At 45.5% G+C, this 26,972-nt stretch carries 24 protein-coding genes; 18 read left to right on the top strand and 6 right to left on the bottom strand.

From position 1 onward, the window contains the following. Positions 1 to 20: 20 nt before the first annotated feature. The 4 genes from IW644_RS12955 to IW644_RS12940 all read left to right on the top strand — a co-directional run bounded on the left by IW644_RS12955 (position 21) and on the right by IW644_RS12940 (position 3,974). Complete coding sequence (locus tag IW644_RS12955; RefSeq protein WP_269917947.1) at positions 21 to 836, top strand: class I SAM-dependent methyltransferase; 816 nt, start codon at positions 21 to 23, stop codon at positions 834 to 836. A gap of 27 nt (positions 837 to 863) precedes the next feature. Continuing rightward, positions 864 to 2,153, top strand: coding sequence for a phosphoribosylamine--glycine ligase (gene purD / locus IW644_RS12950; RefSeq protein WP_269917946.1), 1,290 nt, complete (start codon positions 864 to 866; stop codon positions 2,151 to 2,153). 208 nt (positions 2,154 to 2,361) lie between these two features. Further along, a complete protein-coding gene (locus tag IW644_RS12945; RefSeq protein WP_269917945.1) occupies positions 2,362 to 3,558 on the top strand; it encodes a hypothetical protein in 1,197 nt (398 codons plus the stop codon). Then, positions 3,558 to 3,974 (top strand): hypothetical protein, encoded by a 417-nt coding sequence (locus IW644_RS12940; RefSeq protein WP_269917944.1) that lies wholly within the window; start codon positions 3,558 to 3,560, stop codon positions 3,972 to 3,974. Before IW644_RS12945 ends, IW644_RS12940 begins: the two co-directional genes overlap by 1 nt. 149 nt (positions 3,975 to 4,123) lie before the next feature. On the opposite strand, the gene IW644_RS12935 is transcribed toward IW644_RS12940, so the two are convergent. Continuing rightward, positions 4,124 to 4,885, bottom strand: coding sequence for a sugar-binding protein (locus IW644_RS12935; protein WP_269917943.1), 762 nt, complete (start codon positions 4,883 to 4,885; stop codon positions 4,124 to 4,126). Between the two features lie 163 nt (positions 4,886 to 5,048). On the opposite strand from IW644_RS12935, the gene IW644_RS12930 reads away from it, so the two are divergent. The 5 genes from IW644_RS12930 (at position 5,049) to envZ (ending at position 10,591) form a co-directional block, all read left to right on the top strand. Beyond that, positions 5,049 to 6,029 (top strand): ion transporter, encoded by a 981-nt coding sequence (locus tag IW644_RS12930; protein WP_269917942.1) that lies wholly within the window; start codon positions 5,049 to 5,051, stop codon positions 6,027 to 6,029. A gap of 121 nt (positions 6,030 to 6,150) precedes the next feature. Further along, positions 6,151 to 7,056 carry a phosphoribulokinase gene (locus IW644_RS12925; RefSeq protein ID WP_179984987.1) on the top strand — a complete coding sequence of 302 codons (906 nt, stop codon included), beginning with the start codon at positions 6,151 to 6,153 and terminating at the stop codon, positions 7,054 to 7,056. Between the two features lie 176 nt (positions 7,057 to 7,232). After that, positions 7,233 to 8,363: a DUF2855 family protein gene (locus tag IW644_RS12920; RefSeq protein WP_269917941.1), complete on the top strand. Its 1,131-nt coding sequence runs from the start codon at positions 7,233 to 7,235 to the stop codon at positions 8,361 to 8,363. Between the two features lie 138 nt (positions 8,364 to 8,501). Then, a complete protein-coding gene (ompR, locus tag IW644_RS12915; protein ID WP_118491268.1) occupies positions 8,502 to 9,224 on the top strand; it encodes an osmolarity response regulator transcription factor OmpR in 723 nt (240 codons plus the stop codon). A gap of 32 nt (positions 9,225 to 9,256) precedes the next feature. Further along, positions 9,257 to 10,591, top strand: a complete 1,335-nt coding sequence (envZ, locus tag IW644_RS12910) for a two-component system sensor histidine kinase EnvZ (protein ID WP_269917940.1) — start codon at positions 9,257 to 9,259, stop codon at positions 10,589 to 10,591. A gap of 108 nt (positions 10,592 to 10,699) precedes the next feature. On the opposite strand, the gene IW644_RS12905 is transcribed toward envZ, so the two are convergent. Further along, positions 10,700 to 11,890 (bottom strand): MFS transporter, encoded by a 1,191-nt coding sequence (locus tag IW644_RS12905; RefSeq protein ID WP_269917939.1) that lies wholly within the window; start codon positions 11,888 to 11,890, stop codon positions 10,700 to 10,702. A 151-nt stretch (positions 11,891 to 12,041) separates the two neighbouring features. Next, positions 12,042 to 14,468: a TIM-barrel domain-containing protein gene (locus IW644_RS12900; RefSeq protein WP_269917938.1), complete on the bottom strand. Its 2,427-nt coding sequence runs from the start codon at positions 14,466 to 14,468 to the stop codon at positions 12,042 to 12,044. 339 nt (positions 14,469 to 14,807) lie between these two features. Between IW644_RS12900 and IW644_RS12895 the strand changes: the two genes are divergently transcribed. Further along, positions 14,808 to 15,287 (top strand): hypothetical protein, encoded by a 480-nt coding sequence (locus tag IW644_RS12895; protein ID WP_269917937.1) that lies wholly within the window; start codon positions 14,808 to 14,810, stop codon positions 15,285 to 15,287. 137 nt (positions 15,288 to 15,424) lie between these two features. On the opposite strand, the gene IW644_RS12890 is transcribed toward IW644_RS12895, so the two are convergent. The 3 genes from IW644_RS12890 to hslR all read right to left on the bottom strand — a co-directional run bounded on the left by IW644_RS12890 (position 15,425) and on the right by hslR (position 18,799). Continuing rightward, positions 15,425 to 16,987, bottom strand: a complete 1,563-nt coding sequence (locus tag IW644_RS12890; protein ID WP_269917936.1) for a phosphoenolpyruvate carboxykinase — start codon at positions 16,985 to 16,987, stop codon at positions 15,425 to 15,427. A 484-nt stretch (positions 16,988 to 17,471) separates the two neighbouring features. Next, positions 17,472 to 18,371 carry an Hsp33 family molecular chaperone HslO gene (gene hslO / locus IW644_RS12885; protein WP_269917935.1) on the bottom strand — a complete coding sequence of 300 codons (900 nt, stop codon included), beginning with the start codon at positions 18,369 to 18,371 and terminating at the stop codon, positions 17,472 to 17,474. 23 nt (positions 18,372 to 18,394) lie between these two features. Next, positions 18,395 to 18,799, bottom strand: a complete 405-nt coding sequence (gene hslR / locus IW644_RS12880; RefSeq protein ID WP_269917934.1) for a ribosome-associated heat shock protein Hsp15 — start codon at positions 18,797 to 18,799, stop codon at positions 18,395 to 18,397. Between the two features lie 128 nt (positions 18,800 to 18,927). On the opposite strand from hslR, the gene gspC reads away from it, so the two are divergent. From gspC to gspJ, 8 genes are all read left to right on the top strand, one after another. Then, complete coding sequence (gene gspC, locus IW644_RS12875) at positions 18,928 to 19,845, top strand: type II secretion system protein GspC (RefSeq protein ID WP_269917933.1); 918 nt, start codon at positions 18,928 to 18,930, stop codon at positions 19,843 to 19,845. A 116-nt stretch (positions 19,846 to 19,961) separates the two neighbouring features. Next, the gene (gene gspD / locus IW644_RS12870) at positions 19,962 to 22,007 is read left to right on the top strand and encodes a type II secretion system secretin GspD (protein ID WP_179984997.1); all 2,046 of its coding nucleotides are present in this window, start codon (positions 19,962 to 19,964) and stop codon (positions 22,005 to 22,007) included. 1 nt (position 22,008) lies between these two features. Then, the gene (gspE, locus tag IW644_RS12865; RefSeq protein ID WP_269917932.1) at positions 22,009 to 23,568 is read left to right on the top strand and encodes a type II secretion system ATPase GspE; all 1,560 of its coding nucleotides are present in this window, start codon (positions 22,009 to 22,011) and stop codon (positions 23,566 to 23,568) included. After that, entirely contained in the window at positions 23,569 to 24,795 is a 1,227-nt protein-coding gene (gene gspF, locus IW644_RS12860; protein WP_269917931.1) for a type II secretion system inner membrane protein GspF, read from the top strand. Next, positions 24,795 to 25,232 carry a type II secretion system major pseudopilin GspG gene (gspG, locus tag IW644_RS12855; RefSeq protein ID WP_012520130.1) on the top strand — a complete coding sequence of 146 codons (438 nt, stop codon included), beginning with the start codon at positions 24,795 to 24,797 and terminating at the stop codon, positions 25,230 to 25,232. Before gspF ends, gspG begins: the two co-directional genes overlap by 1 nt. 5 nt (positions 25,233 to 25,237) lie before the next feature. Next, positions 25,238 to 25,864, top strand: a complete 627-nt coding sequence (gspH, locus tag IW644_RS12850) for a type II secretion system minor pseudopilin GspH (protein ID WP_269917930.1) — start codon at positions 25,238 to 25,240, stop codon at positions 25,862 to 25,864. Between the two features lie 26 nt (positions 25,865 to 25,890). Next, positions 25,891 to 26,319: a type II secretion system minor pseudopilin GspI gene (gspI, locus tag IW644_RS12845; RefSeq protein ID WP_179985000.1), complete on the top strand. Its 429-nt coding sequence runs from the start codon at positions 25,891 to 25,893 to the stop codon at positions 26,317 to 26,319. 1 nt (position 26,320) lies between these two features. After that, on the top strand, positions 26,321 to 26,947 hold the full coding sequence (gene gspJ, locus IW644_RS12840) for a type II secretion system minor pseudopilin GspJ (RefSeq protein WP_269917929.1): 627 nt from the start codon (positions 26,321 to 26,323) through the stop codon (positions 26,945 to 26,947). Positions 26,948 to 26,972 lie beyond the last annotated feature (25 nt).

Genomic DNA, 26,972 nt, shown 5'->3' with positions numbered 1-26,972 from the left:
GACAGAAAAAGGAAGTAAGAATGAAAAAGTTAGCCCAACTTGTGTTAGCCGCAACACTAGGTGTAACAGCAACCTATGCCAGTGCCGATGCTATTTCTGACGCCGTGATGAGCGATATCCGCTCTGATAAAGCCAAAGTGCGCGACGAGTATCGCAACCCTCAGCAAACACTACGCTTTTTTGGTTTGCAGCCAGACATGACCGTCGTTGAAATTTCGCCAGGTGGCGGCTGGTATGCCGACATTCTTTATTCTGTTGTAAAACAAGACGGAAAATATGTTGCCGCCCACTTTTATGTAGACGATGAAACCAGCGGCTACTACAAAAAGTCGGTAGAAGGCTTTAAAGAAAACATGAAGCCGGGCATGAAGTATGAAGGTGCAGAACTTACTGCATTCGACCCTATGAAAGCGCTAGATATTAGCGAAGCGGGCAGCGCTGATATGGTCCTAACCTTTCGCAACGTACACAACTGGTACATGCGTCACGGTGACGAAGGTATCGACAATGCATTCGGCGCGTTCTTTAAAGCTCTTAAGCCAGGCGGCGTACTGGGCGTAGTGGAACATGAGCTACCTGAAAGTGCAGATGATGAAGCGATGAAGAAAAGTGGCTACATGAAGCGTTCTTACGTTGTAGCTGCCGCAGAAAAAGCGGGTTTTGTGCTTGAAGCAAGTAGCGATGTAAACGCAAACCCAATGGATAGCGCAGATCACCCGAAAGGCGTATGGACGCTACCTCCTCGCTTGGCGCTAGACGACCAAGATCGTGAAAAGTACATGGCGATTGGCGAGAGCAATCGCATGACGCTAAAATTCACCAAACCAAAATCATAATATTAAACACTCAAAACGGAACAGTTAATGAACGTACTTGTAATTGGCGGCGGTGGCCGCGAACACGCGCTAGCGTTTAAAGCGGCGCAGTCTTCTGATGTTTCAACAGTATTTGTAGCACCTGGTAATGCGGGTACCGCTACAGAGCCTAAGCTTGAGAACGTAGCTATTGATGTTAACGACATCGCAGGCTTAGTTTCTTTTGCTCAAGGTAACGATGTTGCGCTTACTATTGTAGGCCCAGAAGCGCCGCTAGTTGCAGGTGTAGTAGATGCGTTCACTAACGCGGGTTTAATGATATTTGGTCCTACTCAAGCTGCGGCGCAGCTTGAGGGCTCAAAAGCGTTTACCAAAGATTTTTTAGCTCGTCACAATATTCCTACGGCTGAGTATCAAAACTTCACCGAAATTGACCCGGCTATTGCCTATGTTCGCGAGAAAGGCGCGCCTATCGTAGTAAAAGCTGACGGTCTTGCTGCCGGTAAAGGTGTTATCGTTGCGATGACCCTTGAAGAAGCTGAAGATGCTATTCGGGATATGCTAGCGGGCAATGCCTTTGGCGAAGCTGGCAGCCGCGTAGTTATTGAAGAGTTTCTAGACGGTGAAGAAGCGTCGTTTATTGTGATGGTAGACGGTAAGAACGTACTACCTTTTGCCACCAGCCAAGACCACAAACGTGCGGCTGACGGCGATAAAGGGCCTAACACAGGTGGTATGGGTGCTTATTCTCCTGCTCCGGTCGTTACGCAAGACATTCACGACCGTATTATGCAGGAAGTGATCATGCCGACGGTTGATGGCATGGCCGCTGAAGGTAACGACTACGTGGGCTTTTTATATGCGGGCCTAATGATCATGGACGACGGTACACCAAAGGTCATTGAGTACAACTGCCGCTTTGGCGACCCAGAAACCCAGCCTATTATGCTTCGCTTAAAATCTGATTTGGTTCCACTTTGCCAAGCAGCGTGCAAAGGCGAGCTTGCGGGCAAAACCATTGAGTTTGACGAGCGCGCATCGGTAGGTGTTGTGCTTGCCGCTGGCGGCTATCCAGGCAGCTATGATAAAGGCGACGTGATAACTGGTTTTGAAGACGCCGCGAAGCTAGAAGGAAAGGTTTTCCACGCAGGTACCGCACTTCAAGACGGTGATGTTGTTACCGCAGGTGGCCGCGTGCTTTGCGCAACCGCATTAGGTAATAACGTTACCGAAGCCCAGCAAAAAGCGTATGAGCTACTTAAGACCATACAGTTTAAAGATGTCTACTATCGTACTGACATTGCACACCGTGCAATTGCACGTGAAGCTGAGGCTTAATAAGCGACGCATATAACACAAACATCAAAGACGCGGCGTAAGCCGCGTTTTTTATATCGCCTATTTTTTTGACTCTCTTACCTAACGCTCACGCCAGACTCTCACTTAACGCTTACAAAATTATCACTTAACGGGTTTAAAAGACGCAACTTTTTACTTTGACCGTCTATACTTGAACGAAATCAAAGTACAAAAGAATTCATGGTGAATGAAAACCCTTTACATAATGGCAATATGCCTAGCAAGCTTTACCTGTGCGGCAGAGAGTAGCGAAACACTTTCTGACTCAATAGGTATTAGTGGCTTTGCTAGGGTTGTTGGAGGACAGCTAGACACGAGCGAAGCCGAATTCCAAGGCTATTCAAATGATTTTAGCTTTTCTGAACAGTCCTTATTCGCGTTACAAGCGGACTTAAGCATTAGTGAAAAACTTAAACTGTCTGCCCAATTACTTGGGCATTCTAATGACGATAGAGATTCAGGTCTTGAATGGCTTTATCTAACGTATAACGCAAACTCCAATTGGAGCTTTAAATTAGGCAAATTGAGAACCCCATTTTTTCGCTATAGCGACGTACTTGACGTGGGTTTTGCTTACCCTTGGATTACGCCTCCCGAACAGGTTTACGGCGGTTTCTTATTTTCAAACTATGAAGGTCTTAGCGCAACGTATCGCATTCACTTCAATAAATTAAATGTAGAAGTTGAAGCTTATTACGGTACTTATGATGGTACTTTTGACCGTGCAGGTGAAGAAACAGCCATTGAAGTAAACGATATTCGGGGTCTTATATTAGGCATATCAAAGGGTGGCTTTCGCGCGCGGGCTTCAGCCATAGTGTCGTCTGACTTCTTCGCAGACATCCCTGGCTTTCAAGACTTTGCTACACTCTTAGAGCTTGCGGGGTACACAGAAAACGCAGACGTTTTCCGATTTGACTCGGACGCGGTTGCGTATCAAGCAAGCCTTCAATATGACTCTCTCGATTATTTCGTTTACTCTGAAGTTATTAAAATTGAATCAGACTTAATCAGTGTTCCCGAAGTTAATGCATACTACCTGACTCTTGGGTATCACTTTGATGAGTTTCAAATATTTACTACTATTGCTTCTGCAAATAGCAGCAATGATGTTCCAACAAATCAAATTCCGAAGGGACAATCACCACAACTCACTTCATTGTCTTTTGCCTATGACGCAATAGTCGATAGTCTTCCGCGCTATGACCTTGATTCACTTTCAGTAGGGCTTCGCTGGGACTTTAGACACAATATGTCTGCCAAAGCTGAGGTGACTTGGTTAAGTGGTGAGGAGGGGCAGAACTCGTTTTACTCAGAAATTAAAAACCCGGCTTTTGATAGAAATGCGGTACTCACCCAATTTGCACTAGAGTGGGTGTTTTAATGAAAATTCACTCGCTATTGTTTGCCATTCTCTTTGCCATGTTTGCTTCATTCGCAAGGTGCGAAGAAGTCATCATTGTTGCTAACTTGGAAGCACAAGACGCTCCAACTGAAAAATGGCAAATTCGAGACATCTTTATGGGAAATTCTTCTGACTGGGATATAGAGCCTGTAGGATTGCGACCACCTAATACCGCTAGGACAATATTCAACACTAAGTTTATTGCGCTTACAGAATCCCGCATTCAGGGGTATTGGGCGCAAATGCGCTTTAGTGGAAGAAAAACCCCACCAAAAGAGTTTCGTTCTCAAGAAGAAGCGATGGCATATGTACTAAACAATAAAAACTCGATGACGTATGTTTTATCAACCACCGAAGTCCCCCAAGGCCTTGTTATTCTGTTTAAAGAACAGTAGCCATCTTCGGCTTTGTCTATCGGTAATTCGATAATTGAATAGGTGAGCATCCACAACCAGTGGATCAAGTCTATCTTATAGCAATACACTGGCTGAAGGGGGCGCGCAAACTCCTTTTTAAGGCTCAAATGCCTTGATTAACGTCTGCACTACTTCGCTAAAGTCACTTTCCCAAACACAGACGCATTCTTAAACCCCAGGTTTTTATCGCCATTTACGGGCGTAATCTCATGAGAGCCTAAAAAGTGTTCTCTGTCTCCGCCATCGGCATCACAGTAGGCTAGCATAAAGCCCAGAGCCGTATCTTCTTTTAAGGTTAGTGGTGAGTTGTCTTTTCCATGCTGATAACTATCGTCAAATACACGCACAGCGGCTTCCCAATAAATCTTATGAGGCGCCGATATATCTCGCTGCCATTTGTTTTCAACATGATTGTTATACAGCTGCGGCACGGCTTCACCCGCTTCATTCGGACCAATATCAACAACTTGGTTGTCTAGCGCTAGGTGATAAGCGAACGCATTATAGTTATTAAAGTGATCGCCACCAGAGGCATCCGCATCAATAAAGATTTCTAGGCAATCATCATCCCAATATCGCTCAAGCGGGTTGGCATAGGTATCTGAGAGGTGGTCGTCTTCTATTTCAGCTAAAAGGTACAACGCCTTTTTATCCCAGCGTAGTTTATATCTACCAGAAAAGTCGCTGGGTTCGGGATTGGTGCCCCACATCAGCGAGGTCATTTCGTGCCAATCACCTTCTTTCCATGCAGCATCATTTGCTACACCATCTATAACGGGTGCATTCGCGGTAAACATAACAGTGTCTGGCTTCGCCTGAGCTGCCGGGACAAGCATAGTGACAAGTAGTGTAGAGGTGAATGCTGATACTAGGGGTTTAGTACTTTTCAATTGAATACGCTCTCAGTTTGCCTTCCTAACGTTTAAACTAACATGTTTTGAGCCCTACTGCGTTTGAAAAGCTGCACAGCAACGCCTCTCTTTGTCAGAAGCATTACCAATTTATCTCTGTTATTGATATAACAAGGTTAATTCTTAAATCGTAAATTTAGCTATGTCATTTCGAAACGCGTGCTATCACATTCTTGCTCCCGCTAGCGAAGCCCACGAATACAAAAAACGTAGCAAGTTGTTTGATATATTGCTTATTGCGCTGATCATCGTAAATGTAGCGGCTATGATGCTAGAAACCGTACCGGGTATTCCCGCCCTTTGGCAGCATGAATTGCATATCATTGAGGTCGTTTCGGTACTTATTTTCACTGTTGAATACATACTTCGCGTTTACAGCAGTGCATCGGCGCCTCCCCGTACTTCCCAATCTAACGGCACTTCCCAATCAAACAACACCTCCCAAGCTAACCGCACTCACCAAGAAGGAGCGTCGGCATGGCAAAAGCGTTGGGCTTATATAAAAAGTCCTATGGCGCTGGTGGATTTAATGGCGATCTTACCTTTTTACTTAAGCGTTTTCGTGGCATTTGATTTACGTATATTACGGGTTTTCAGAGTACTTCGAATTTTGAAAATTGGTCGCTATTCCCGCTCAATGCAAACCCTTATCACCGTATTGCGCAACGAGTCGCATAGCCTCATCGCTGCTATTAGCGTACTTCTGCTTTTCACTGTTATCGCCGCCACGTGTATTTACTATATTGAACACACTGCGCAGCCCAACGTTTTCAGCAGTATTCCAGCGTCCTTATGGTGGGCATTGGTCACGCTAACTACCGTGGGTTATGGCGATGCCGTTCCCGTTACAGCGTTAGGCAAGGTATTTGGTGGGCTAATAACCATCATGGGCATATGCTTTTATGCCTTACCAGCAGGTATTTTATCTTCAAGCTACACCACCCAAATGCAGTTAAAACGTGATCGGTTCAAAGATACAGTGCAAAGTGTGTTAGACGATGGAAAGTTGAGTGAGCATGACATCCATCATTTAGAACACGTAAGAAGGTTACTTGATTTAGATGAAGAAGAAGCAAAATTAATAACGCGTTTGTTGCAGCATCATCATAAGCTCGATCGTTGATTGCGCGCAGGCTCCCGCCAAAACACATGATGTAAATAGACAGTGCGTGCCTGGTCACCCCCTTGATTCTTGACGCGCATCAGCTTATAACTAGTACCCGTCATTTCTAAAAAGAATTCCTATGTCTGTCAAACACCCTATTATTGCTATAACAGGTTCTTCTGGCGCGGGTACTACTACCACGACCAATGCTATTCGCCATATTTTCAGGAACTTAAATGTTAATGCTGCAGTAGTTGGTGGTGATAGTTTCCATCGTTTCACTCGCCCAGAAATGGAAGTAGAAATTCGTAAAGCCCAAGAGCAAGGCAGACATATCAGCTATTTTGGTCCTAAAGCCAACGACTTTGAACTGCTGGAAACGCTTTTTAGAGAATATGGTAGTTCGGGTACGGGGCAGTTTAGGCAATACCTTCACACCTTTGACGAAGCCGTTCCTTTTAACCAGATGCCGGGGACCTTTACACCGTGGCAAGATTTACCTCAAAACACCGATTTGCTGTTTTATGAAGGTTTACATGGCGGTGTTAAAACTGAAGAAAATGACGTCGCAAAGCACGTAGATTTGCTGGTTGGCATGGTGCCGATTGTAAATTTAGAGTGGATTCAAAAAATTGTGCGCGACACTACTGACCGCGGCCACTCTCGTGAAGCGGTGATGAGCAGTATCGTTCGCGGACTAGACGATTACTTCCACTATATTACGCCGCAGTTTTCTCGCACCCACGTTAACTTCCAGCGCGTACCGACCGTTGATACCTCGAACCCTTTCAGCGCCAGGGAAATTCCCACTCAAGATGAAAGCTTTGTTGTAGTTCGCTTCAGACGAGAAATGAAGAATGTCGATTATCCTTACTTGCTTCAAATGATTGACGGTTCATTTATGTCACGTATCAATACGTTAGTTGTGCCGGGCGGTAAAATAGCACTGGCAATGGAGCTTATTCTTACGCCACTGCTTGAAGATATACTAAATAAAAAGCGACGAGCCGGCCATCAAATGGATTGGCTTAGTACCGGCGAGTAGCTTCAGGCTGTATACACCACTTCTATAAGCATATATTTAAAACATTAAGTCGTAATGGCTATTCCCCTGCGTCAATCTAGGTTTATAACTGCTTAGCATTTTTTGACTGAGCTTTTTTTAACTAAGTTTTTTAACTGGGCCTTTCAACCCAGTTCTATGACCGTCGGGCACCTATTATGACTACAGTTCAAAGCCAGCAAATTTGGATAGATCAGCAGAACCTTGCCAACACTAAAGTTGTTCACTGCGATATTAACGTAAGCGATTTACAGCAAGACGAAGTATTGCTAGCGACCGATAGTTTTGGCTTTTCTGCCAATAACATCACCTACGCGGCATTGGGTTTTAAAATGGGCTACTGGGGCTTTTTTCCACCACAAAGTAATGACGATAGTGTTAACCCAAACGGCTTTGGCATAGTACCCGTTTGGGGCTTTGCCACTGTCAAAGCGTCTTGTCATCCTGATATCAAAGAGGGCGAGAAGGTATTTGGTTACCTACCCATGGCGAGCCACTGGGTAATAAAGGCTGGAAAAGTCGCCCCACACGGATTTTCAGACGTACATGAAATGCGCAAAAGCATCAGCCCAGTTTACGACCAATATCTGCGCTGTGCGGCGGACCCTGGCTACGATAAAAAACGTGAAGCGTGGCAGCTAAATTTCAGACCCCTTTATATGACGTCGTTCGTGCTTGATGACTATGTTGCTGAGAAAGCAAAGGGTGAAATCTTACTGTTATCTAGCGCTTCAAGTAAAACCGCGCTAGGTACAGCGCAACTACTAAAAGATCAAAAAGAATCTCGAAACGCCAGCTATCAAGTGGTTGGGTTAACCTCTCAGTCTAATGTGGATATGGTCAAAACATCTGGCTGCTACGATGCAGTGTATAGCTATGATGACCTATCTGCGCTTACAAGTGACAGTAGCGATTCACGCTACTGGCTTCTTGATTTCGCAGCTAACGGCACGCTAATCAATAACCTTAGCGAGCTGCTTGGCGATAGCTTAAGCGAAGTAACCTTAATTGGTGCAACAGATTGGAAAGCCGAAGAAAAGCCAAACCCCAAACTGCTTAATGCAGAGATTTTCTTCGCACCAGCACGCGTAAAACTGCGCCAAGGAGAATGGGGGCATGAGGCCTTTTTAGCGAAATACGCGAGGGCATGGCAGCGCTTCGCCTTAAAAGTCAGCGATCAGTTCTTCGAACAGTCGCACCAAGGCACTAATGCTATAACACAGTTATATCTGGAGACACTTAACGGCTCGGCAAATACCAAAGCCCTTAATGTCGCCACTTTTGATTAACGTTACATAGCAACATGGGGTCGTACCTGCTTTAGACACTATTTGTAACAAACATGCTCTATCTTTTACGCTTTTGTCGCTTTTGTATTTCACATCTTGTGGTTATAGTGAAACAAACGAAAAACAAAAGGTATGAGTATGGGTCAGGAAACCTCTAAAATTCTCGTTGTCGATGATGATATGCGTCTACGAAGCCTATTAGAGCGCTACTTGCTAGAACAAGGCTATCAAGTTCGCAGTGCCGCTAATGCAGAGCAAATGGATAGGTTGCTTGAGCGCGAGAATTTTCACCTTATGGTTTTAGATCTTATGCTACCTGGCGAAGATGGTTTATCTATTTGTCGCCGCCTACGTCAGCAAGAAAATGACATGCCCATTATAATGCTTACCGCAAAGGGCGATGAAGTTGACCGCATTATTGGCCTTGAAATGGGTGCAGATGATTATTTGCCTAAGCCATTTAATCCGCGCGAGCTTTTAGCCCGCGCTAAAGCAGTATTGCGCAGGCGCAGCAGCGAAGCGCCGGGCGCACCATCTAAAGACGTGCAAATTGTGGAGTTTGGCAATTACAAACTTAATCTCGCCACCCGTGAGATGACAGCGGGCGATACGCCGTTGACTCTGACAAGCGGCGAGTTTGCAGTATTAAAGTCTTTGGTTACTCATCCCCGCGAGCCTTTGTCACGAGACAAATTGATGAACTTAGCGCGCGGCCGAGACTATAGCGCCCTAGAGCGCAGTATTGATGTTCAAGTATCTCGCCTGCGTAGAATGCTTGAAGATGATCCAGCCAACCCGCGCTACATTCAAACCGTATGGGGTTTGGGCTATGTTTTTGTCCCAGACGGCGAGCAAGTTTAACCACCTATGAGCAACACAGCAGACGGTGCGCTATGCGTTTAATTCCCAAAAGTGCATTTGGTCAAACCGTCATGCTCATTGGCGTGTTGTTGCTCATAAACCAAATTGTGTCCTACATCTCGGTCACCTATTACTTTATTCATCCAAGCTACCAGCAAATTAATAGTTTATTGGCCACACAAGTAAAATCAGTACTGGCTAACGATTTACTGGTAACTAACCAAGAAACACGGGACAACTACTTTCAGCAAACGCAGGTGCAAGTATTTGATGAAAGCGTAGCGAGAAAGAATGGCCTAGAAAGCGCGGTTTATTACAGCTATATATCAACGCAAGTTAGTGAACAGCTTAGGCAGCTTGCCGATGTCCGCATTAGCACAACCTCACAAGCTAGCGACGAGAACGCGCCTTACATTGTGTGGATATCTCTTAATCGCTACCCAGACACCTGGATTTCTATTCCCATTTCGGGGTTAAACGAAGCGAATATCTCCCCACTGACTATGTATTTAATGGTAATTGGGATATTGAGCGTAGCCGGTGGCTGGTTGTTTGTAAGGCGCATGACGCGGCCTTTATCAGCCTTACAAAAAGCAGCTATTGCCGTGGGTAAAGGTGAGCACCCTGCGCCGCTTCGCGAACAAGGCAGCACGGAAATGATCCAGGTTACTCGCGCTTTTAACCGTATGAATCAGGGCATAAAGCAGCTAGAGAACGACCGTAATATCATGACCGCAGGTATTTCTCACGACTTGCGCACGCCGCTTACTCGTATTCGCCTTGCATCAGAAATGCTGCCAGAAGATCAGGATTGGATAAAAGACGGCATTGTGAACGACATAGAGGACATGAACGCCATCATTGACCAGTTCATTGACTATGCACGTTACGATACCGAAGAAGTAACCCAAGAAACCGATTTAAACGCTATTATTGCAGAGCTGGTGCAAGCAAGGCACTTAGATGATAAACATCATATTGAATTAAAGCTTAACGCCATCCCACCACTATCACTGCGGCGCATTGCAATGAAGCGAGTCATCGACAACCTTATTGAAAATGCGTTTAAATACGGCTCTGATGAAATTGCCATTAGCAGTTTCTATAACCGTCACGAAAAACGTGTGTACTGCAAAGTGCGTGATTTCGGGCGAGGTATTCCAGAAGAGGAATTAAACAGTGTTTTCATGCCGTTTGCTCAAGGTGATAAAGCGCGTAATTCGTCTGGCTCTGGTCTAGGGCTTGCCATTATACGAAGAATAGTAGAAGCCCACGACGGCGAAGTGTCGCTTAGAAACCACCCGCAGCAAGGGCTGGTCGCCGAGTTTTACTTACCTTATCTTTCAGAGCTTCCTAAAAAGAAATAGCCCTGCGTTACGCCGTTAATTTGTAGCGCTATACATACCGGCTAGAAAAGTTTGTTCGCACAAAGCCAGCTTTTTCTGCCTTGAGCTTTCTTAACCTTCGCAGCCTTCTCAGGTCGTTCGGCCTACGGGGTCATTGTGGTACTTTATCTTTCTGCTGTAACCGTAAGAAGCTAGCCACAGCAAACAACCCCCTATTGGAATCACCCAAAATGCCGTGGTAAGAGGGGCAAAGTTAGCCCAAAGGCCGGTAGAAAAAGAAGCTACCTGTACCCCAGTAGAATTGCCGATAATCGCAATGCCAGAAAGCACTGGGCCGTTGTCGCTGTCGATATTCATTGCCGCAGACAGTGCAAGCGGGAATAGCCCGCCGAGCCCTAAACCTAGCAATAAATTACCCGCGCCTATGCCATAGAAAGTCGGCATCATTTTAAGTGCAAAAACGCCAGCAAGCGAAGCGGTGGCCATAAGTACTATCATGCGATGGACTGACACAAAGCGAAGCAGAAATGGAAAGGTCAGGCGACTTATGACCATACCAGCGGTAAAGCATGCCAGTAGGTTTCTAGACTGTTCGCCAGTAAAGCCTAAACCGTTTTGCGCATAGCTTACAAACCAGTTAGCGTTACCAAACTCTACCGCGCCATAGCCAAACGTGAGCAAGGTTAGAAATATAAAAACAGGCTGTTTGATGATGGTGCCAAATGCCAAGGTTTTCTTAGGCTGTTTTGGTTGACCTTTGAGGACTTTCGCCTGCGACCGCGCAGCAATATAGGTATAACACGATAGAATAATCATCACGCCTGCTACTACTTGAATGGGCAATCGCCAGTTTTGTTCAATAAGATATAACAGTGTTACAAAAAACGAGGCGGCAAACGTACCTAGGCTAAACATAAAGTCCATTAAGCCCATCATAGTAAAGCGCTTTTCAACGTACATCCGCGCAATCAATGTGTGTCCTATGGTAAAAATCGTTGAACTCACCACACCGATTAATACGGCTAACACTAGAAACCATTGCCAAGATGACAGTACTGAAACCAAAAGCAGAAGCCCCGTATTCACACTGAATAGGGTAGCTAGCAGGGGCATGTACTCAAAGCGGCTGGCGTATTTACCACCAATTACGGCACCTAACATCATGCCCACCGAAAACAGCGAGAACAAAGCACCACTGACGACCTCAGACATATTCAGATCGGCGGCAATATCAGGCAGAAGTATTCCCCATAAAAGAAATAATTTACCAATTAAGAAAAAACCGGAAAAGATAACAATGGTAGCGGGAAGTCGGCTCATTTAGGCTCCACAGTTGATATCAGTTGGATTACAGCGGATGTACTTGTAAGGGCACAATCTAGGTAGTGCCCTTAACTTAGAAAGTGAGCCCTTCTAAACTGCCTAGTAAGACAGCTCAACGGCCTTTCTTATCTCATGAGCCCAACTTACATTATCGCATGATCACAACTTCAACAGACTGCTGATAGTCGCAGTTAAATGCAAGCGAAAGCGTTTTCCCTTTTTCATCCCATGCTACTGGTACGCTATGGCCATCTACTAAAACACGCGAAGGTTTTTGACTAAAGCCATGCACCACGTAGGTGATGTTGCGCTGCTTCGGCATACCGATATAGCTGCCGTCACTGCCAAGAGAAAGGGTTAACTCAGCGTTATCATCAACTGACGAGCGTAGCTGTAAACTAGTGTACAAATCTTTTTCAACAGACGTTGGATTCTTACCGTCATCTTCGTAATAGGTGTAAGAAGATGAAGCTACAGAGCTGTCGTGCCAGTAATGTATCTCTAGCTCGCGAGCATTAAACTGCTCTGTACGATCAAGCCCTTTTGACATGGGCATAAAGCTGCCTGCTTTAACCCATACAGGGAAGTTTTCTTGGGTTAACGGGTAATTTACCGTTTGCCCGCCTTGGTATTTGGTGTTTGAGAAAAAGTCGAACCAAACGCCTTCAGGAAGAACTGTCGGCCATTGAGTCTGGTCAGGGCTAGTCACGGGTGACACTAACAGCGCGTCGCCCCATAAATAGCTATCAGCGTTTTCAAACCATGAGCTTTCACTATACTCCATGGCCAATGGGCGCATTAGCGGTGTACCGTTCAGTGCATTCTCAAACGCCAATGAATAATTGTACGGCAGCATGTCGTAACGAAGCTGAATAAACTTGCGTGCAATAGATTTCACGGGGTCGGCATGGAAAACAGGCTCTGGGGCAATATTATCCTGTGCATGAGGCCTAAATACCGGCGAAAAAGTACCGAACTGAAGCCATCTTGTATAAAGCTCGGCATCAAAGGTTTCGCCTCCGGCAAACCCACCTAAATCAGAATGGGTATACGCCATTCCAAAAACACTCATTTGAAGTGCCAACTCTACCTGTGGCTTAAGCCCGCCCCAACTTCGGCTTACGTCACCAGTCCACGGCACCATACCGTAGCGTTGGCTGCCCAAAAAGCCTGATCGCATGAGTACGAACGGACGTGTATCCGGCTGTAGTGCAGTTAAATTGTTATACACGGTTTTCGCCCACTGATGGCCATAACCATTGTGAACTTCTGCGCCGCTTACTTTTTTCGACTGCCACATGTGCTGTATATCATCAGGGTGTACTTCAGGCTCGCCCAAGTCGCCCCACCAGCCGGCTACACCTTGCGCAGCAAGCTTTTCATAATATTGCCAAAACCAGTCTTGACCCGCTTCACTGAACACATCGACAAGGCCGGTATTGCCAAAATAGAAATCGAAGGTATACGGCGCACCATCGTCGTTTTGAGCAAGGGCATTATTGGCAACAGCGCTTTCCCATTGCTTTGACGTCGTAAGAATAAACGGTTCTGTTATAAGTACGGTTTTCACGTTTTGAGCGCGTAGCTCGCTAATCATTTTCTCAGGCTCAGGGAAAGTGGCAGTGTCCCAGCTTAAGTTCCCCATGTGCCCTTTTATGTCTTTACCAAACCAGTAAAGGTCTAGCACCACAGCATCAACAGGAATATCTTGCGTGTTAAATTGGTCGACAACATCCATTACCTGCTGCTGCGACTTATAACCAAAGCGAGAAGCAAAGTTACCTAACAACCAACGCGGTGGAAGCGGCTGTTTGCCCGTTACTGCTACAGTAGACGTTACCGTATCTTCTAGGTTTTCACCCAACACCATGATGTAGCTGGCGCGCCCACCTTGCGCCTTAAATAGCAACTCGTCGCTGTTCGTTTTGCCAATATCTAGCTCACCAGAAGCGGTGTTATCAAACAATACGCTATAATTTTTTGACGACATCACGGCCGACAACCCAAAGTACATCTGATTTGAAGAGGTGGTGTAACCATAGTGTGCTTTGTTATATAGCGGCATGCTATGACCACGACGATCCATTCCTAAAACCCGCTGGCCGCCACCATAGACTTTTTCGTTTTCATCTAACGCAAACGACAGGCTGACGCCTTTACTGGAAATACTTAGTCCGCCTTGTTCTTTCGCGACGATTTCGCCGTTAACAGAATAGCTGATAGCGTGCGTCGCCTTATCAACATGCGCTGCAATATTGTTGAGCTTTAAGATTAGGGTTGTCGCGGTTTCAACTAGCTCTACATCATTAGCTGTTTTGTTTGTAACATCAGTCAACGCGGGCTCGGGAAGCGCCATAGACGGAAGATTTACGTAAGGCGTACCATTATCATCAGTAAGATACGTTACTTGAAAGCCACTATCGTGCAACGCGCTTATCGTGAAGTCATTGGTATCCGTATCAATATTTAGCGTTGCTTTTTCCAGTGTTGCTGTTTGAACTTCGGCTACCGAATTTACCGAGAAAAATGCCAAACCAGCACATGCAAGTGCTATACGCTGTTTCCTGTCTATCATGCTTAAAACCTTCTTTATGCTTCATAGCGAAGCGCACCTAATTGGCGAACCGCATTTAATTAACGAAGCGCGCTTAATTAAAGCCTACTTGTGTACGGTGAATGATAGCCAGTGCATTGCTCAACTTAAATAAACATACGTATTCATAATGTTAAATTTGTTAACAACAATTGCTTTGTTAATGATTATCTCTTTGGCTCACTTACTGATATAAAAAGATGAATAAACAGGGAGTCTATTAATCATGGGAGAATACTTCGTTATGCCATCAACTGATTATGTGCCGATGCCAACCTTTCCGAATAAGGTTAATCTAGAGCGAAATGAATAATGCGATGGATGTTATTTGGTGTCATTACATCTTTATTTGGGTTTTATTGCTTTGTCAGATTATTTCAGCCTAGCGCATTTATTCATGTTGGAGATAATAACGTCGCTTTAGCGACAGTATTTATTGACTCCAGTTGGGACATCCAACAATCGGGATTCGATCGCGAAGAGTTATTTGAGGTTGTCAGTAAACATAACCTCCCACAAGGCGTTGTGTATTTGCATGTCCCAGTTATTTATGATGCTCAAAACAAATTAACTCCCCCACCAAACAACAAACAAAGAGAGATTCGTATTTTTGATACTTCGCTACTTATCGAAACTGCTCCTCTAGATCCATTTGGCGTGCCTTACACCCTAAGGCTTATCTCTATTGATAAACGAAAATACTGGATAAGAGATAGTCATATGGACAGCGAACTTTTTCAGTACAAAGCCGACATCAACTTTACTCCAGTATCCACAAATTGGTTTAACTCAATGCTCTAACATTAAAGGTGCCATAAAATCAGCTAGTTCTCGAAAGCCTAATAATACCAATCCGCATAAAAAAGCCCGCAACACGGTGCGGGCAAAACATCAATCACGTTGAGTGTGATGAACGTTGGGAAGGGGCGAACCGAGTGTTAGTTACCCGGCCCGGCTTTAACGATAGCGTCGCTAACATCGTATTTTTCAAAGTTCTGTTTAAAGTCGTTAACCAAGTTAGCGGCGTATTCGTTGTACTTCTCTTTGTCTGCCCACGTGTTTTGTGGCACAAGCAAATTGCTGTCTACACCGTCTATTGCCACTGGCACATCTAGGTTTAACGCGTCAATGTGCTGAGTTTCAACGTCAGCTAAGTTACCCGATACAATCGCATCGATGATGGCGCGTGTAGTAGGGATATCAAAACGGCTACCTGTGCCGTAAGGGCCGCCTGTCCAACCGGTATTAACCAAGTAAACCTTAGCGCCAAACGCTTTAACACGCTTAATCAGAAGCTCTGCATACACGCCTGCTGGACGCGGAAAGAAAGGCGCACCAAAACAAGTTGAGAAGGTTGATTCAATATCGCTAGTAGAACCAATTTCAGTAGAGCCGACTTTCGCTGTGTAGCCACTTAGGAAGTGATACGCCGCAGCTTCTTCACTTAACACTGAAACAGGAGGCAATACGCCACTTACGTCACAGGTCAAAAATACAACCGAGCGAGGTTCGCCACCACGGTTTTCTGCAACGCGCTTTTCAATATGTGAAAGCGGGTAGGCCGCACGTGAGTTTTGGGTTAGAGATGTATCGGTGTAATCTGGTGTACGCGTCTCATCAAGCACTACGTTTTCTAGAATGGTACCAAACTTAATGGCATTCCAAATGACCGGCTCGTTCTTTTGAGAAAGATCGATACATTTAGCGTAACAACCACCTTCAATATTAAATACGCTACCTGGTGCCCAGCCGTGCTCGTCGTCGCCAATTAGGAAACGCTTAGGATCGGCTGAAAGCGTGGTTTTACCTGTACCTGAAAGACCGAAAAACAGAGTCACGTCGCCTTCTTCACCCACATTCGCTGAACAGTGCATAGGTAGCACGTCTTTTGCTGGAAGCAGGAAGTTTTGCACTGAGAACATGGCTTTTTTCATTTCGCCCGCGTAACGCATGCCAGCAAGCAACACGCGCTTTTTCGCGAAGTTGATGATAACTGTACCGTCGCTGTTTGTGCCGTCACGCTCTGGTTCACAGGTGAAACCAGGCACGTTTAAGATTTGCCATGGCTGGTCACCTTTAACATTCCACTGCTTAGGGATGATAAAAAGGTTACGGGCAAAAACGTGCTGCCAAGCTGTTTGCGTTCTTACTTCAAGAGATAAAGCATGTTCAGGGTCAGAGCCCACTTGAAGGTGTGAAAGAAAGTGTTCTTGGGTAGACAGGTAAGCTTCGACTCTATCCCACAGTGCATCGAATTTGTCAGCGTCAAAAGGCTTGTTAACCTTGCCCCAATCGATGTCGTTCTCGGTTGTTGGCTCTTTAACGATAAAGCGATCGTTTGGAGAGCGCCCCGTACGTTTGCCGGTTTCAACGACAAGCGCACCGTTTTTGTCTAATACACCTTCGCCGCGCAATACGGCGCGTTCGATAAGCTCTGCATTTGGCAGGTCGATAAGTGGCGTTACTTTCAGTTCCGTTTGAATTGAGGCTGCTGCGGTCATGGCTGTTACCTTATATGTAATTTTTCAAAAGCACTTTCAAAAAAGTATCACCTCTTCAAGTGTAAAGTAAATAAGGGCTTAGACGTATTTATACGGCATATAATCACTATTCAAAATACTGCGATTTCATAAATATTGTAAAATAATTACAATAAAAACGTTTTCCCTAAATATAAATGCAGAAATTATGGGTAGCGAAGCTTATATGATCGATGAATTTCAAAATAAAAAGCGAATGTTTTTTTTGAAAGCTGAAGTGAAAACTTACAATAAACTCAATAAGACGAGACGATAACAGGCGTTGAAAACTTAAACACTTACCACTGACTATTTTTTAGCCACAGGTGAAGTATGTTAATTATTCCTAGATCCATTTAATGCAAAAAAAAGCACTTCATTAGAAGTGCTTTTCTCTATAGTAACCGTATTGGGAGTCATGATTCGCTATGTGGCTAACGCCTAAACCATTCATTGACCCAAATAGCTACTGGCTCGAAGCGGATACGTCGAAGTTGCCGCTGTGAATAGCTTCAACGTCTATACTGTCAAAGCGGTATTCTGCATGGCAGTACTGACAGTTCATTTTGATCGCGCCTTCTTCCGCAATAATTGCGTGAAGTTCAGATTTTTCTACATGACGAAGTGCTTCTGCACTGCGCTCTTTTGAGCAAGAACACGCAAACGAAACGTCTTTTGCTGGGTACATTTCCACGTCTTCTTGATGATAAAGACGGTATAAAATGTCCTCAACTGGCAAAGAGAACATCTCTTCTTTGGTTAGTGTTTCGGTAAGTTTAGAGATATGAGCAAACTCATTGGCCTGCGACACGTCAGTTGCGCTTGCATCGGTAGGTAGTACTTGCAATAACACGCCCGACGCTTTCGCGTTTTTAGGGTCGCTCATGTCTGTCATCAGATGAACACTGGTTGCGAGCTGTTCTGACTGTGCAAAGTAACCTTCAATGCATTCAGCAAGAGACGGTTTATCCAAAGCTACTACACCTTGATAACGCTCACCTTCATCTGGTGTAATCGTAATAACCAATACGGCCTGCGACAATAGCTCAGAAAAGGTATCTGGCAGCGTTTCCAGTGTTTCATCCCAGCGCGCCACACCGCGAAGCGTTTGCTCATGTGTAGCATTTAATACCGCGTAACTTACTGGCCCTTTACTTTGAATTTGCAGTGAAATTTCACCTTTAAATTTAAGCGTTGCCGTTAAAAGTGACGTCGCCGCTGCCATTTCACTTAGCAAGGTTTGAATTTGCACCGGGTATTCATAGCTGTGCACTATGTTTTTTAAGCTTTCATCTAAGCGAACTAACTCGCCACGAACGTTAGCTTGAGTAAATAGGAAGCGGTGTAATTTATCGAAATCGCTCATAAATGATCCTGTTGAGCAGCACACTATTGCTGCTTAAATTTAATAATCTGTCGTCGCTGCTTTTTATCAGGTCTATGATCTGGTTTAGGACTGTGAAACGCGCTCATTTTTCGAGCGGCTTGGTTTTCTTCACGTTTTGTTACACTTTCAGCCGTTTCTTCAAAAAGCCCCTGCGCCAAAGGCGCACTTAAACGCTTATCACTTAAGCCTAGCACTTTAATTTCACGAATATCCCATCCCGCGGGAACTTTAATCATGGCACCAAGCTCTACATGCTTACCAGGTTTGGCTCGTTGCCCGTTGTACTGGACCTTTCCCGACTGCACCATATCTCTAGCGATGGCGCGAGTCTTAAAGAACCTTGCAGCCCATAGCCACTTGTCCAGCCTCACATTTTGTGGTGTATTGTTACTTTCCGATTGGCTCATGTAATAATTTCGTAATGGTGCGGCTTTAGTGTTTGACCCTCACCTTTACTAGGCTATTATGGGTTTGCTAAAGCGCGGTTAACCAAAAATTCACTATATTATAATAAAGCAGTACCATTAGTGGCAGCATGACATTCAATAAACCCAATCCACAATCTCTGGTTGTTTATCTAAGCCAGCATCAAAAACAGCTACATACCATAGTAGTGGTTCTGCTTAGCCTGTATTTAATTGCATTTGCTGCCAAACTCGTGTGGCGAATTATACCTGAACCTCAACTATCTGCGACACCCACAGTAAGCCGAGCTCCGGTTATTTCATCGTCATCAGGCAAAAGTGGGGTCAACATAGCGAAAATACAACAGCTGAATTTATTTGGTAATGCAGCAGCTAAACCTGCTGAACCCGTTGCCGAAGTGACCGACGCCCCGGAAACGCGTTTGAATCTAACTTTAACGGGTGTAGTAGCAAGTTCAGAACAAAAAGCTGGTACGGCCATCATCGAAAACCGTGGAAGCCAGGCGGTGTATGGTTTAGGCGACAAAATTGAAGGCACGAATGCCACGCTGCAGAAAGTGTATAACGATCGCGTCATTATTAAAAACGGGGTAAGAAACGAAACCCTGATGCTAGACGGCATTGACTACGACGAAGCTAATCGTCGTCGTGAAATGCAGGCCCGACAGCGCCCGGCGCCAAAGCAGGAAGAAGAAGATAGATCACAGTTGAGCGAAGAAGCGTTAGAAGCAACCGCGGCACTTCGTGAGCGGCCAGCTAGCTTCACAGACTTTATTTCGATATCGCCGAAAACCGAGGAAGGCCAACTTATTGGTTACCAAGTTAGCCCTGGTAAAGAGCCTGAGTTATTCAAATCGGCAGGGCTTCAGGCTGGCGATGTCATTACACAAATTAACGGGCTAGACCTTACCGACTTGCAACAATCGCAAGAGGCACTGTCTGAGCTACGCAATGCACAAAATATAGAATTAACGATTATTCGAGATGGCAGTTTAACCACGCTCTACTTAGATTTACCCGAGGCGTAACAACAACTAAAACGGTAACGGCTCGTTTTTTACTGGTAAGCGTTTGTGTAGAGGTCAGCACAGTAACTGTGCAAGCAATTCAGCCATCGACATGTTAGGAAATGAAGGAAGTTAGAATGAAAAGGCGCACTAGCCATAAACTATTATCTCGCTTAGGCACAGCTATGTGTACGGCGCTTCTGTGTTTCTCGGTGACTGCCGCTGAATACATGCCTAATTTCAAAGATACTGACATCAATGAATTCATTAATATTGTTGGCAAAAATCTTGAGCGCACCATTATTGTCGACCCAAACGTACGCGGCAAAATTAGCGTACGCAGTTACGACATGCTTAACGAAGATCAGTACTATCAATTTTTTCTAAATGTACTGCAAGTTTACGACTTTGCTGTAGTTGAAATGCCAAGCGGTATATTAAAAGTTGTACGCTCTAAAGACGCGAAAACCTCGAATATTCCAGTAGTAGAAGGCGCGCAACAAGACGGCGATGAGTTTATTACCCGCGTAGTACCTGTATATAACGTGCCAGTGCGTGAGCTTGCTCCCATTTTACGACAGCTTAATGACCAAGCAGGTGGCGGTAACGTGGTAAGTCACGACCCATCAAACGTTATGATGCTGACAGGCCGCGCTGCGGTAGTAAACCGTCTTGTAGAAATCATTGAACGCGTAGACCGCGCGGGCGATGAAGAAGTCGAAATCGTAAAACTCCGTTATGCGTCAGCATCTGAAATGGTGCGGATTATCGAAAGCATTAATAAGTCTCAAGGCAAAGCGAATACTGGCGCAAAGTCTGAGCCTCGCGTAGTAGCTGACGATAGAACAAACTCCGTTATCGTAAGTGGCGATGTTAAAGCACGTCAGCGTCTTATTAATCTTATTCAGCGCATGGACCAAGAGCTTGAGTCTAACGGCAACACTCGCGTATTGTTCCTAAACTACGCAAAAGCAGAAGATCTAGTTAAGGTACTTCAAGGCGTATCGGCCAGTATTCAAGCAGAAGAGCAAGGCAGCGGTACTACGTCACGCCGAGCGAGTTCAAACCGCGAAATTAGCATTGACGCACATGAAGATTCTAACGCTATCGTAATTACCGCCGAGCCGGATATGATGCGTTCGCTTGAGGAAGTGGTGCGACAGCTAGATATTCGCCGTGCGCAGGTACAAGTTGAAGCTATTATCGTTGAAGTGTTTGAAGGCGATGGCACAACGCTAGGTGTACAATGGGTTTCAGAACAAGGTGGCGGCACGCAATTTAGTAACGGTGTGGTTCCTGTAGGTTCATTAGCCGTAGCCCTTAAGCAAGCAGAAGATGATACAGATACTGAAGCCTATGTTACCGACGACGGTGAAGTGGTAACTGTGACTACCACCGATGAAGGCGACTATACTTCATTAGCCAGCCTTTTAGGTGGTGCTAATGGATTGATTGCCGGTGTTATCGAAAATGGCTGGGGCGCAGTTGTCCAAGCGGTAAGCACTGATACCAATTCTAATATTCTTGCCACACCTCACCTTACCACTATGGACAATGAAGAAGCCTTTTTCATTGTAGGTCAGGAGGTACCGATTATTACCGGTACTACAACAGGGGCGAATAACTCTAATCCGTTCCAAACGGTTGACCGTCAAGAAGTAGGTATCAAACTTAAAGTAACGCCGCAGATTAACGAAGGCGATGCAGTTCAATTACTTATTGAACAAGAAGTGTCGAGCGTAAGCGGCGCAACCTCGGTAGATATTTCAATTAACAAGCGTGAAATCAAAACCACAGTTATTGTTGATGATGGCGGCACTATCGTACTAGGTGGATTGATTGATGAAGACGTACAAGAAAGTGTCTCTAAAGTGCCGCTTTTAGGCGATATCCCTATTCTTGGTCACCTTTTCAAAACTACGTCGACCAGTAAGCGTAAGCGTAATCTAATGGTGTTTTTAAAGCCTACGATTGTGCGTGATGGCGCTACTATGAACTCAATCAGTCACCGTAAATACAACTATATTCGAGCGCTACAGCTTAAGCGTCAGCAAGAGGGTGTGTCTTTAATGCCATCGGCTGAAACGCCAAGCATGCCTGAGTGGAACGATGCACTAGCCCTACCACCTTCATTTGAAGAGTACCTTTCAGAGAAAGAGAAGCAAAAAGAAGGTAACGAGTAGTATGGCGGATGAACAACTTACTCAAGCACTAGAGGCGCAAGAAGAAGCTCTAGAAGCCATGGGTGAAGAGGCCGGTTTACCTGAAGAAGAGACTGGCCCCAAGCAGTTATCGTTTAGTTTTGCAAAGCGCAATCAGGTATTGCTTGAAACCAACGAGACACCAGCTGTACTGTATTTTACAGAGAATACGCCATTTGACGTATTTGCCGAAGTTAGGCGCTTTTATGGGGAACCGTTTGTACCTAAAACTATCCCTGCTGACGAGTTTGAAAACCTATTAACTAGTGCGTTTCAACGCGATAGCTCTGCAGCTAAACAGCTAATGGAAGACCTTGGCAATGAAAGCGACTTGTTCGCCCTTGCCGAAGACTTGCCTGACACTGAAGACCTGTTAGACAGTGAAGATGATGCACCTATCATCAAGCTTATCAACGCCATGTTAGGCGAAGCGATAAAAGAGGGTGCCTCGGATATTCACATAGAAACCTTTGAAAACCAGCTTGTTGTTCGTTTTCGCGTAGATGGCGTATTGCGCGAAATTTTGCGTCCTAATCGCAAGCTATCATCCATGTTGGTATCGCGTATTAAAGTTATGGCGAAGTTAGACATCGCCGAAAAACGAGTGCCTCAGGATGGTCGTATTACGCTTCGCATAGCCGGTCGCGCTGTTGATGTTCGTGTTTCTACCATGCCATCGAGTCATGGCGAACGTGTGGTGCTACGCTTACTTGATAAAAATAATGCTCGCCTGAATCTAGAAGATTTGGGCATGACGCTTCAAAACCGAAACCATTTTTCTTCTCTTATCAGAAAGCCTCACGGCATTATCTTGGTTACCGGCCCAACAGGCTCTGGTAAAAGTACCACGCTGTACGCCGGTTTAACTGAAATAAATTCGCGAGACAGAAACATATTAACGGTTGAAGACCCTATCGAATTTGACCTTCCAGGTATCGGTCAAACACAGGTGAACCCCCGTGTTGATATGACCTTTGCCCGCGGGCTTCGCGCTATTTTGCGTCAAGACCCTGATGTAGTCATGGTAGGTGAGATTCGCGACATCGAAACCGCTCAAATTGCCGTTCAAGCCAGTTTAACCGGTCACTTGGTACTGTCTACACTGCATACCAATACTGCAGCAGGCGCCATTACCCGTTTAGAAGACATGGGGATTGAGCCATTTTTGCTGTCGTCGAGCTTATTGGCGGTACTTTCACAGCGACTGGTACGTACCCTTTGCCCGGATTGCAAAAAGCCACATGCACCAGACGCTTCTGAGCTTGAAGTACTGGGGCAGAGTGCGACGAGCGACACCACCATCTATAAGCCGCACGGCTGCGCAGCGTGTAATCAAACTGGTTACCGTGGCCGTACCGGCATTCACGAGCTGTTGTTAGTTGATGAAAAAGTACGTGAAATGATGCACGAAGGTGTGGGTGAACAAGCCATTGAGCGTTATATCAGAACCTCGACCCCAAGCATCCGTGAAGACGGCTGCAGCAAGGTGCTAGCTGGAGAAACTTCTCTTGAAGAAGTGCTTCGAGTGACGAGGGAAGACTAAATGGCGGCATTCGCTTATAAAGCGGTTAATGCCCGCGGTAAAAACACAAGTGGTGTGCTTGAAGGCGATAACGCACGTCAGGTACGACAACAGCTGCGTGAAAAAGGCTTAATTCCGTTAAAAGTAGAGCAAGTTGCAGAGCGCGCGCAAAACGAAGGCAAAGGACTTTCTTTTTCACTGTTTAAGCCACGTATTTCAGCATCGGATCTCGCGCTTCTTACACGCCAAATGGCAACGCTTGTAGAATCAGCACTTCCTGTTGAAGAAGCACTACTCGCCGTCGCCGAACAGTGTGAAAAACCCCGTCAAAAAAATATGATGATGGCGGTACGCAGTAAAGTGGTAGAAGGTCACGGACTTGCAGACGCGCTTGCACAATTTCCTAGTGTGTTTGACGAACTATACCGCGCGATGGTCGCAGCTGGTGAAAAGTCCGGTCATCTTGATACCGTGCTTAACCGACTGGCCGATTACACAGAGCGCAGGCAGCAAACTCGCAGCCAAATTACTCAAGCGATGATTTACCCATCGTTAATGCTGTTCTTTGCAATGGGTATCGTCTTACTGCTTTTAACCGTGGTAGTGCCAAAAATTGTTGGCCAGTTTGACCACATGGGGCAAGACCTGCCGGGCATAACACAGTTTCTTATTTCTGTAAGTACATGGCTTCAGAACTACGGGTTATTTATGCTAATTGGCATAGGCGTACTTATTGTTATTATTCAGCGCGTACTGCAGCAAAAGCACATGAAGCTGCGCTATCACAGAGCACTTTTAACCCTGCCTTTAATAGGCAAAGTGTCTAGAGGCTTAAATACGGCCCGTTTTGCTCGTACCTTAAGTATATTAAGTGCCAGTGCAGTACCGCTACTTGAAGCTATGCGTATTTCAGGCGATGTACTGGAAAACCAGCATATTAAAAATCAAGTAGCCGATGCGGCAGTCAACGTTAAAGAAGGCTCCAGCTTGCGCGCCGCGCTAGACAACACGAAAATGTTTCCGCCAATGATGATGCACATGATTGCATCAGGTGAAAAATCTGGCGAGCTACAGCAAATGCTAGCTCGCGCTGCAGATAATCAAGATAGGGAATTTGAAGCGCTTATTGGTGTCTCACTTAAGGTATTTGAACCCTTACTTATTGTATCTATGGCAGGTATTGTCCTGTTTATTGTTATGGCAATATTGCAACCAATTTTAGCATTGAACAACATGGTGAATATTTAATGAAAACACTTAATCGCAGTTCTGGTTTCAGTTTGATTGAAGTCATGGTCGTACTTCTAATCATCGGTATTATGGCCTCGATGGTTGCACCACAAATTTTGGGTAATCAAGAGGAAGCACAGCTTAAAAAGGCCGCGGTGGACATTCAGCAAATGGAAAGTGCGCTGGAAATGTACAAGTTACGCAACAACCGCTTCCCAACCACTGAACAAGGTCTGGACGCGCTAGTAACAGCGCCGACTATCGACCCAATCCCACGCAACTACCCAGAAGGCGGCTTTATTAAGCGTCTACCTGAAGACCCATGGGGCAACCCGTATGCGTTAATTAGTCCGGGAGAGCTTGGCGTGGTGGATATTTTCTCTAATGGGCCAGACGGTGAACCGGGTACTGATGACGACATTGGTAACTGGAACATCAACGAATACTTGAACTAACCTATATGCGCTACCGCGGCAGTACATCGGCTTATAAAGCAGGCTTTACCTTATTAGAAGTCATGCTAGTACTGCTGCTTATGGGCTTGGCGGCGGGTTACGTTATGTTTAACGCCTTCGGCGCAAGTAAGTCAGACCTATTAAAAACCCAAGCCCAACGCCTGCAGGTGATCATTGATATGGCCAGCGACTTCGCGGTGTTAAATCAACAACAGCTGGGCGTGCGTTTTGAAGCCGACAAAAACGAATACTACTTCGTTTACCTAGACGACGATGATGAGTGGCAGCGTATTGAAGGGGAAAAAACCTACGAGCCCTACACGTTACCCGAACCTTTTACCTTCACGTTGAATTTAGATGACCTCCCCTGGGATGTTGAAGATAGACTCTTTGACAGAGAATTATTCGACGAGAACCTAAGTGTTTCTGACGAAGGCGTTGAAATAGGTAACGAAGAAGAGAAAAAGCTGCCTCCGCCTCAAGTGCTGATTATGTCGAGCGGCGAAATAACACCTTTTACCCTATCGTTTAATTATGAGGGCGATGACGGCGACGACCCTGTCTATTACAGCTTACAAAACCAAGACTTACCGCCTTTAGTGCTTGAAGGTCCCCTGGAGCGTCCATTATGAACGCGCCCACTCTAAAAGCACCTTGTATGAGAACAAGCTCGGTAAATTCTTCTGGTAAAAGCAGCACGTTTAACCAACCCCATAACCAACGTGGCTTGACCCTACTTGAAGTTATGGTGGCACTGCTTATTTTCGCACTAACTGGCACCGCAGTGCTTAAAGCCGCTGGCGAGCACTTATCTAGCGTCGGCCAAATAGAGTCTGTTACTTTTGCCAATTGGGTGGCAAGCAATCGCCTTAACCAGCTTCAGCTTGATACCACCTGGCCGCCCAAAAATAATTTAAAAGGCACCATGGAGATGGCTGACCGCACTTGGTACTGGCAACAAACCGTCGCGAAAACCAACGATAACGACTTACGTGCAGTTACCGTTTCGGTAGGCGAAGATGAAAGCTACGAAAGTTCAGTGACATCGGTTACCACTTTTGTGGCTAAGCCAACGGCGGGGAACTAGTATGCAGCGCGGATTTACGCTTATAGAAATACTGATTGCCATGGCCATATTTACCCTTATCGGGCTGGCATCAACGGGCTTACTTACCACAGTTATCGACAGCAATGATATTTCTGAAGAGCGTTTTGCTAAGCTCCAATTGCTACAGCGGGCCATGATCACGATTGAACGAGATCTTCAACAAGCTGTGCCTCGCGCTTCTCGTGTAAACGGAGAAAAGCAAGATGTAGTAATGGCAGGAGGAGAAACCGAAGATAGCGATGATGATGGTATTGGTTTTGTAAGAGGCGGTTGGCACAACCCGCAATTAATGCTGCCGAGAAGTACTTTGCAGTTTGTTGCCTACAGGCTTCAAGAGAACAAGCTTGAGCGACTTTACAGTAATTACGTGGATAATGTTATTGGCTACGAGCCGAAAGTACGAGTGCTGCTAGAAGACATAGAAAGTTTAAAAATAGAGTTTCTCGCCACCTCGAACAGCAGTTCGTTGGATGATGACGAAGATATCTCGTGGAGTGAAAGTTACAAAGGCGCGGCGTTACCGCGGGCTGTCGCCATAGAGTTTGTAAGTAAAGACTTTGGCAAAATTCGAAGGGAATTCACCTTAACTACGGGTGAATCGTCATAATGCCATACACAAGAAGACGCCTTTT

This window comes from Alteromonas sp. PRIM-21 (assembly GCF_027563165.1).
Classification (GTDB): domain Bacteria; phylum Pseudomonadota; class Gammaproteobacteria; order Enterobacterales; family Alteromonadaceae; genus Alteromonas; species Alteromonas macleodii_A.
This window is presented reverse-complemented; position numbering and strand designations above follow the sequence as displayed.

Bases quoted from the DNA above. Each gene is read 5' to 3' on its own strand.
- gspF (WP_269917931.1), top strand. From the start codon at position 23,569: ATGGCGGCATTCGCTTATAAAGCGGTTAATGCCCGCGGTAAAAACACA.
- IW644_RS12905 (WP_269917939.1), bottom strand. From the start codon at position 11,890: ATGAGCCGACTTCCCGCTACCATTGTTATCTTTTCCGGTTTTTTCTTA.
- IW644_RS12945 (WP_269917945.1), top strand. From the start codon at position 2,362: ATGAAAACCCTTTACATAATGGCAATATGCCTAGCAAGCTTTACCTGT.
- hslR (WP_269917934.1), bottom strand. From the start codon at position 18,799: ATGAGCCAATCGGAAAGTAACAATACACCACAAAATGTGAGGCTGGAC.
- gspC (WP_269917933.1), top strand. From the start codon at position 18,928: ATGACATTCAATAAACCCAATCCACAATCTCTGGTTGTTTATCTAAGC.
- gspJ (WP_269917929.1), top strand. From the start codon at position 26,321: ATGCAGCGCGGATTTACGCTTATAGAAATACTGATTGCCATGGCCATA.
- IW644_RS12900 (WP_269917938.1), bottom strand. From the start codon at position 14,468: ATGATAGACAGGAAACAGCGTATAGCACTTGCATGTGCTGGTTTGGCA.
- IW644_RS12925 (WP_179984987.1), top strand. From the start codon at position 6,151: ATGTCTGTCAAACACCCTATTATTGCTATAACAGGTTCTTCTGGCGCG.
- gspG (WP_012520130.1), top strand. From the start codon at position 24,795: ATGAAAACACTTAATCGCAGTTCTGGTTTCAGTTTGATTGAAGTCATG.
- gspI (WP_179985000.1), top strand. From the start codon at position 25,891: ATGAGAACAAGCTCGGTAAATTCTTCTGGTAAAAGCAGCACGTTTAAC.
- IW644_RS12920 (WP_269917941.1), top strand. From the start codon at position 7,233: ATGACTACAGTTCAAAGCCAGCAAATTTGGATAGATCAGCAGAACCTT.
- IW644_RS12930 (WP_269917942.1), top strand. From the start codon at position 5,049: ATGTCATTTCGAAACGCGTGCTATCACATTCTTGCTCCCGCTAGCGAA.
- hslO (WP_269917935.1), bottom strand. From the start codon at position 18,371: ATGAGCGATTTCGATAAATTACACCGCTTCCTATTTACTCAAGCTAAC.
- gspE (WP_269917932.1), top strand. From the start codon at position 22,009: ATGGCGGATGAACAACTTACTCAAGCACTAGAGGCGCAAGAAGAAGCT.
- ompR (WP_118491268.1), top strand. From the start codon at position 8,502: ATGGGTCAGGAAACCTCTAAAATTCTCGTTGTCGATGATGATATGCGT.
- gspD (WP_179984997.1), top strand. From the start codon at position 19,962: ATGAAAAGGCGCACTAGCCATAAACTATTATCTCGCTTAGGCACAGCT.
- envZ (WP_269917940.1), top strand. From the start codon at position 9,257: ATGCGTTTAATTCCCAAAAGTGCATTTGGTCAAACCGTCATGCTCATT.
- IW644_RS12955 (WP_269917947.1), top strand. From the start codon at position 21: ATGAAAAAGTTAGCCCAACTTGTGTTAGCCGCAACACTAGGTGTAACA.
- gspH (WP_269917930.1), top strand. From the start codon at position 25,238: ATGCGCTACCGCGGCAGTACATCGGCTTATAAAGCAGGCTTTACCTTA.
- IW644_RS12890 (WP_269917936.1), bottom strand. From the start codon at position 16,987: ATGACCGCAGCAGCCTCAATTCAAACGGAACTGAAAGTAACGCCACTT.
- IW644_RS12940 (WP_269917944.1), top strand. From the start codon at position 3,558: ATGAAAATTCACTCGCTATTGTTTGCCATTCTCTTTGCCATGTTTGCT.
- purD (WP_269917946.1), top strand. From the start codon at position 864: ATGAACGTACTTGTAATTGGCGGCGGTGGCCGCGAACACGCGCTAGCG.
- IW644_RS12895 (WP_269917937.1), top strand. From the start codon at position 14,808: ATGTTATTTGGTGTCATTACATCTTTATTTGGGTTTTATTGCTTTGTC.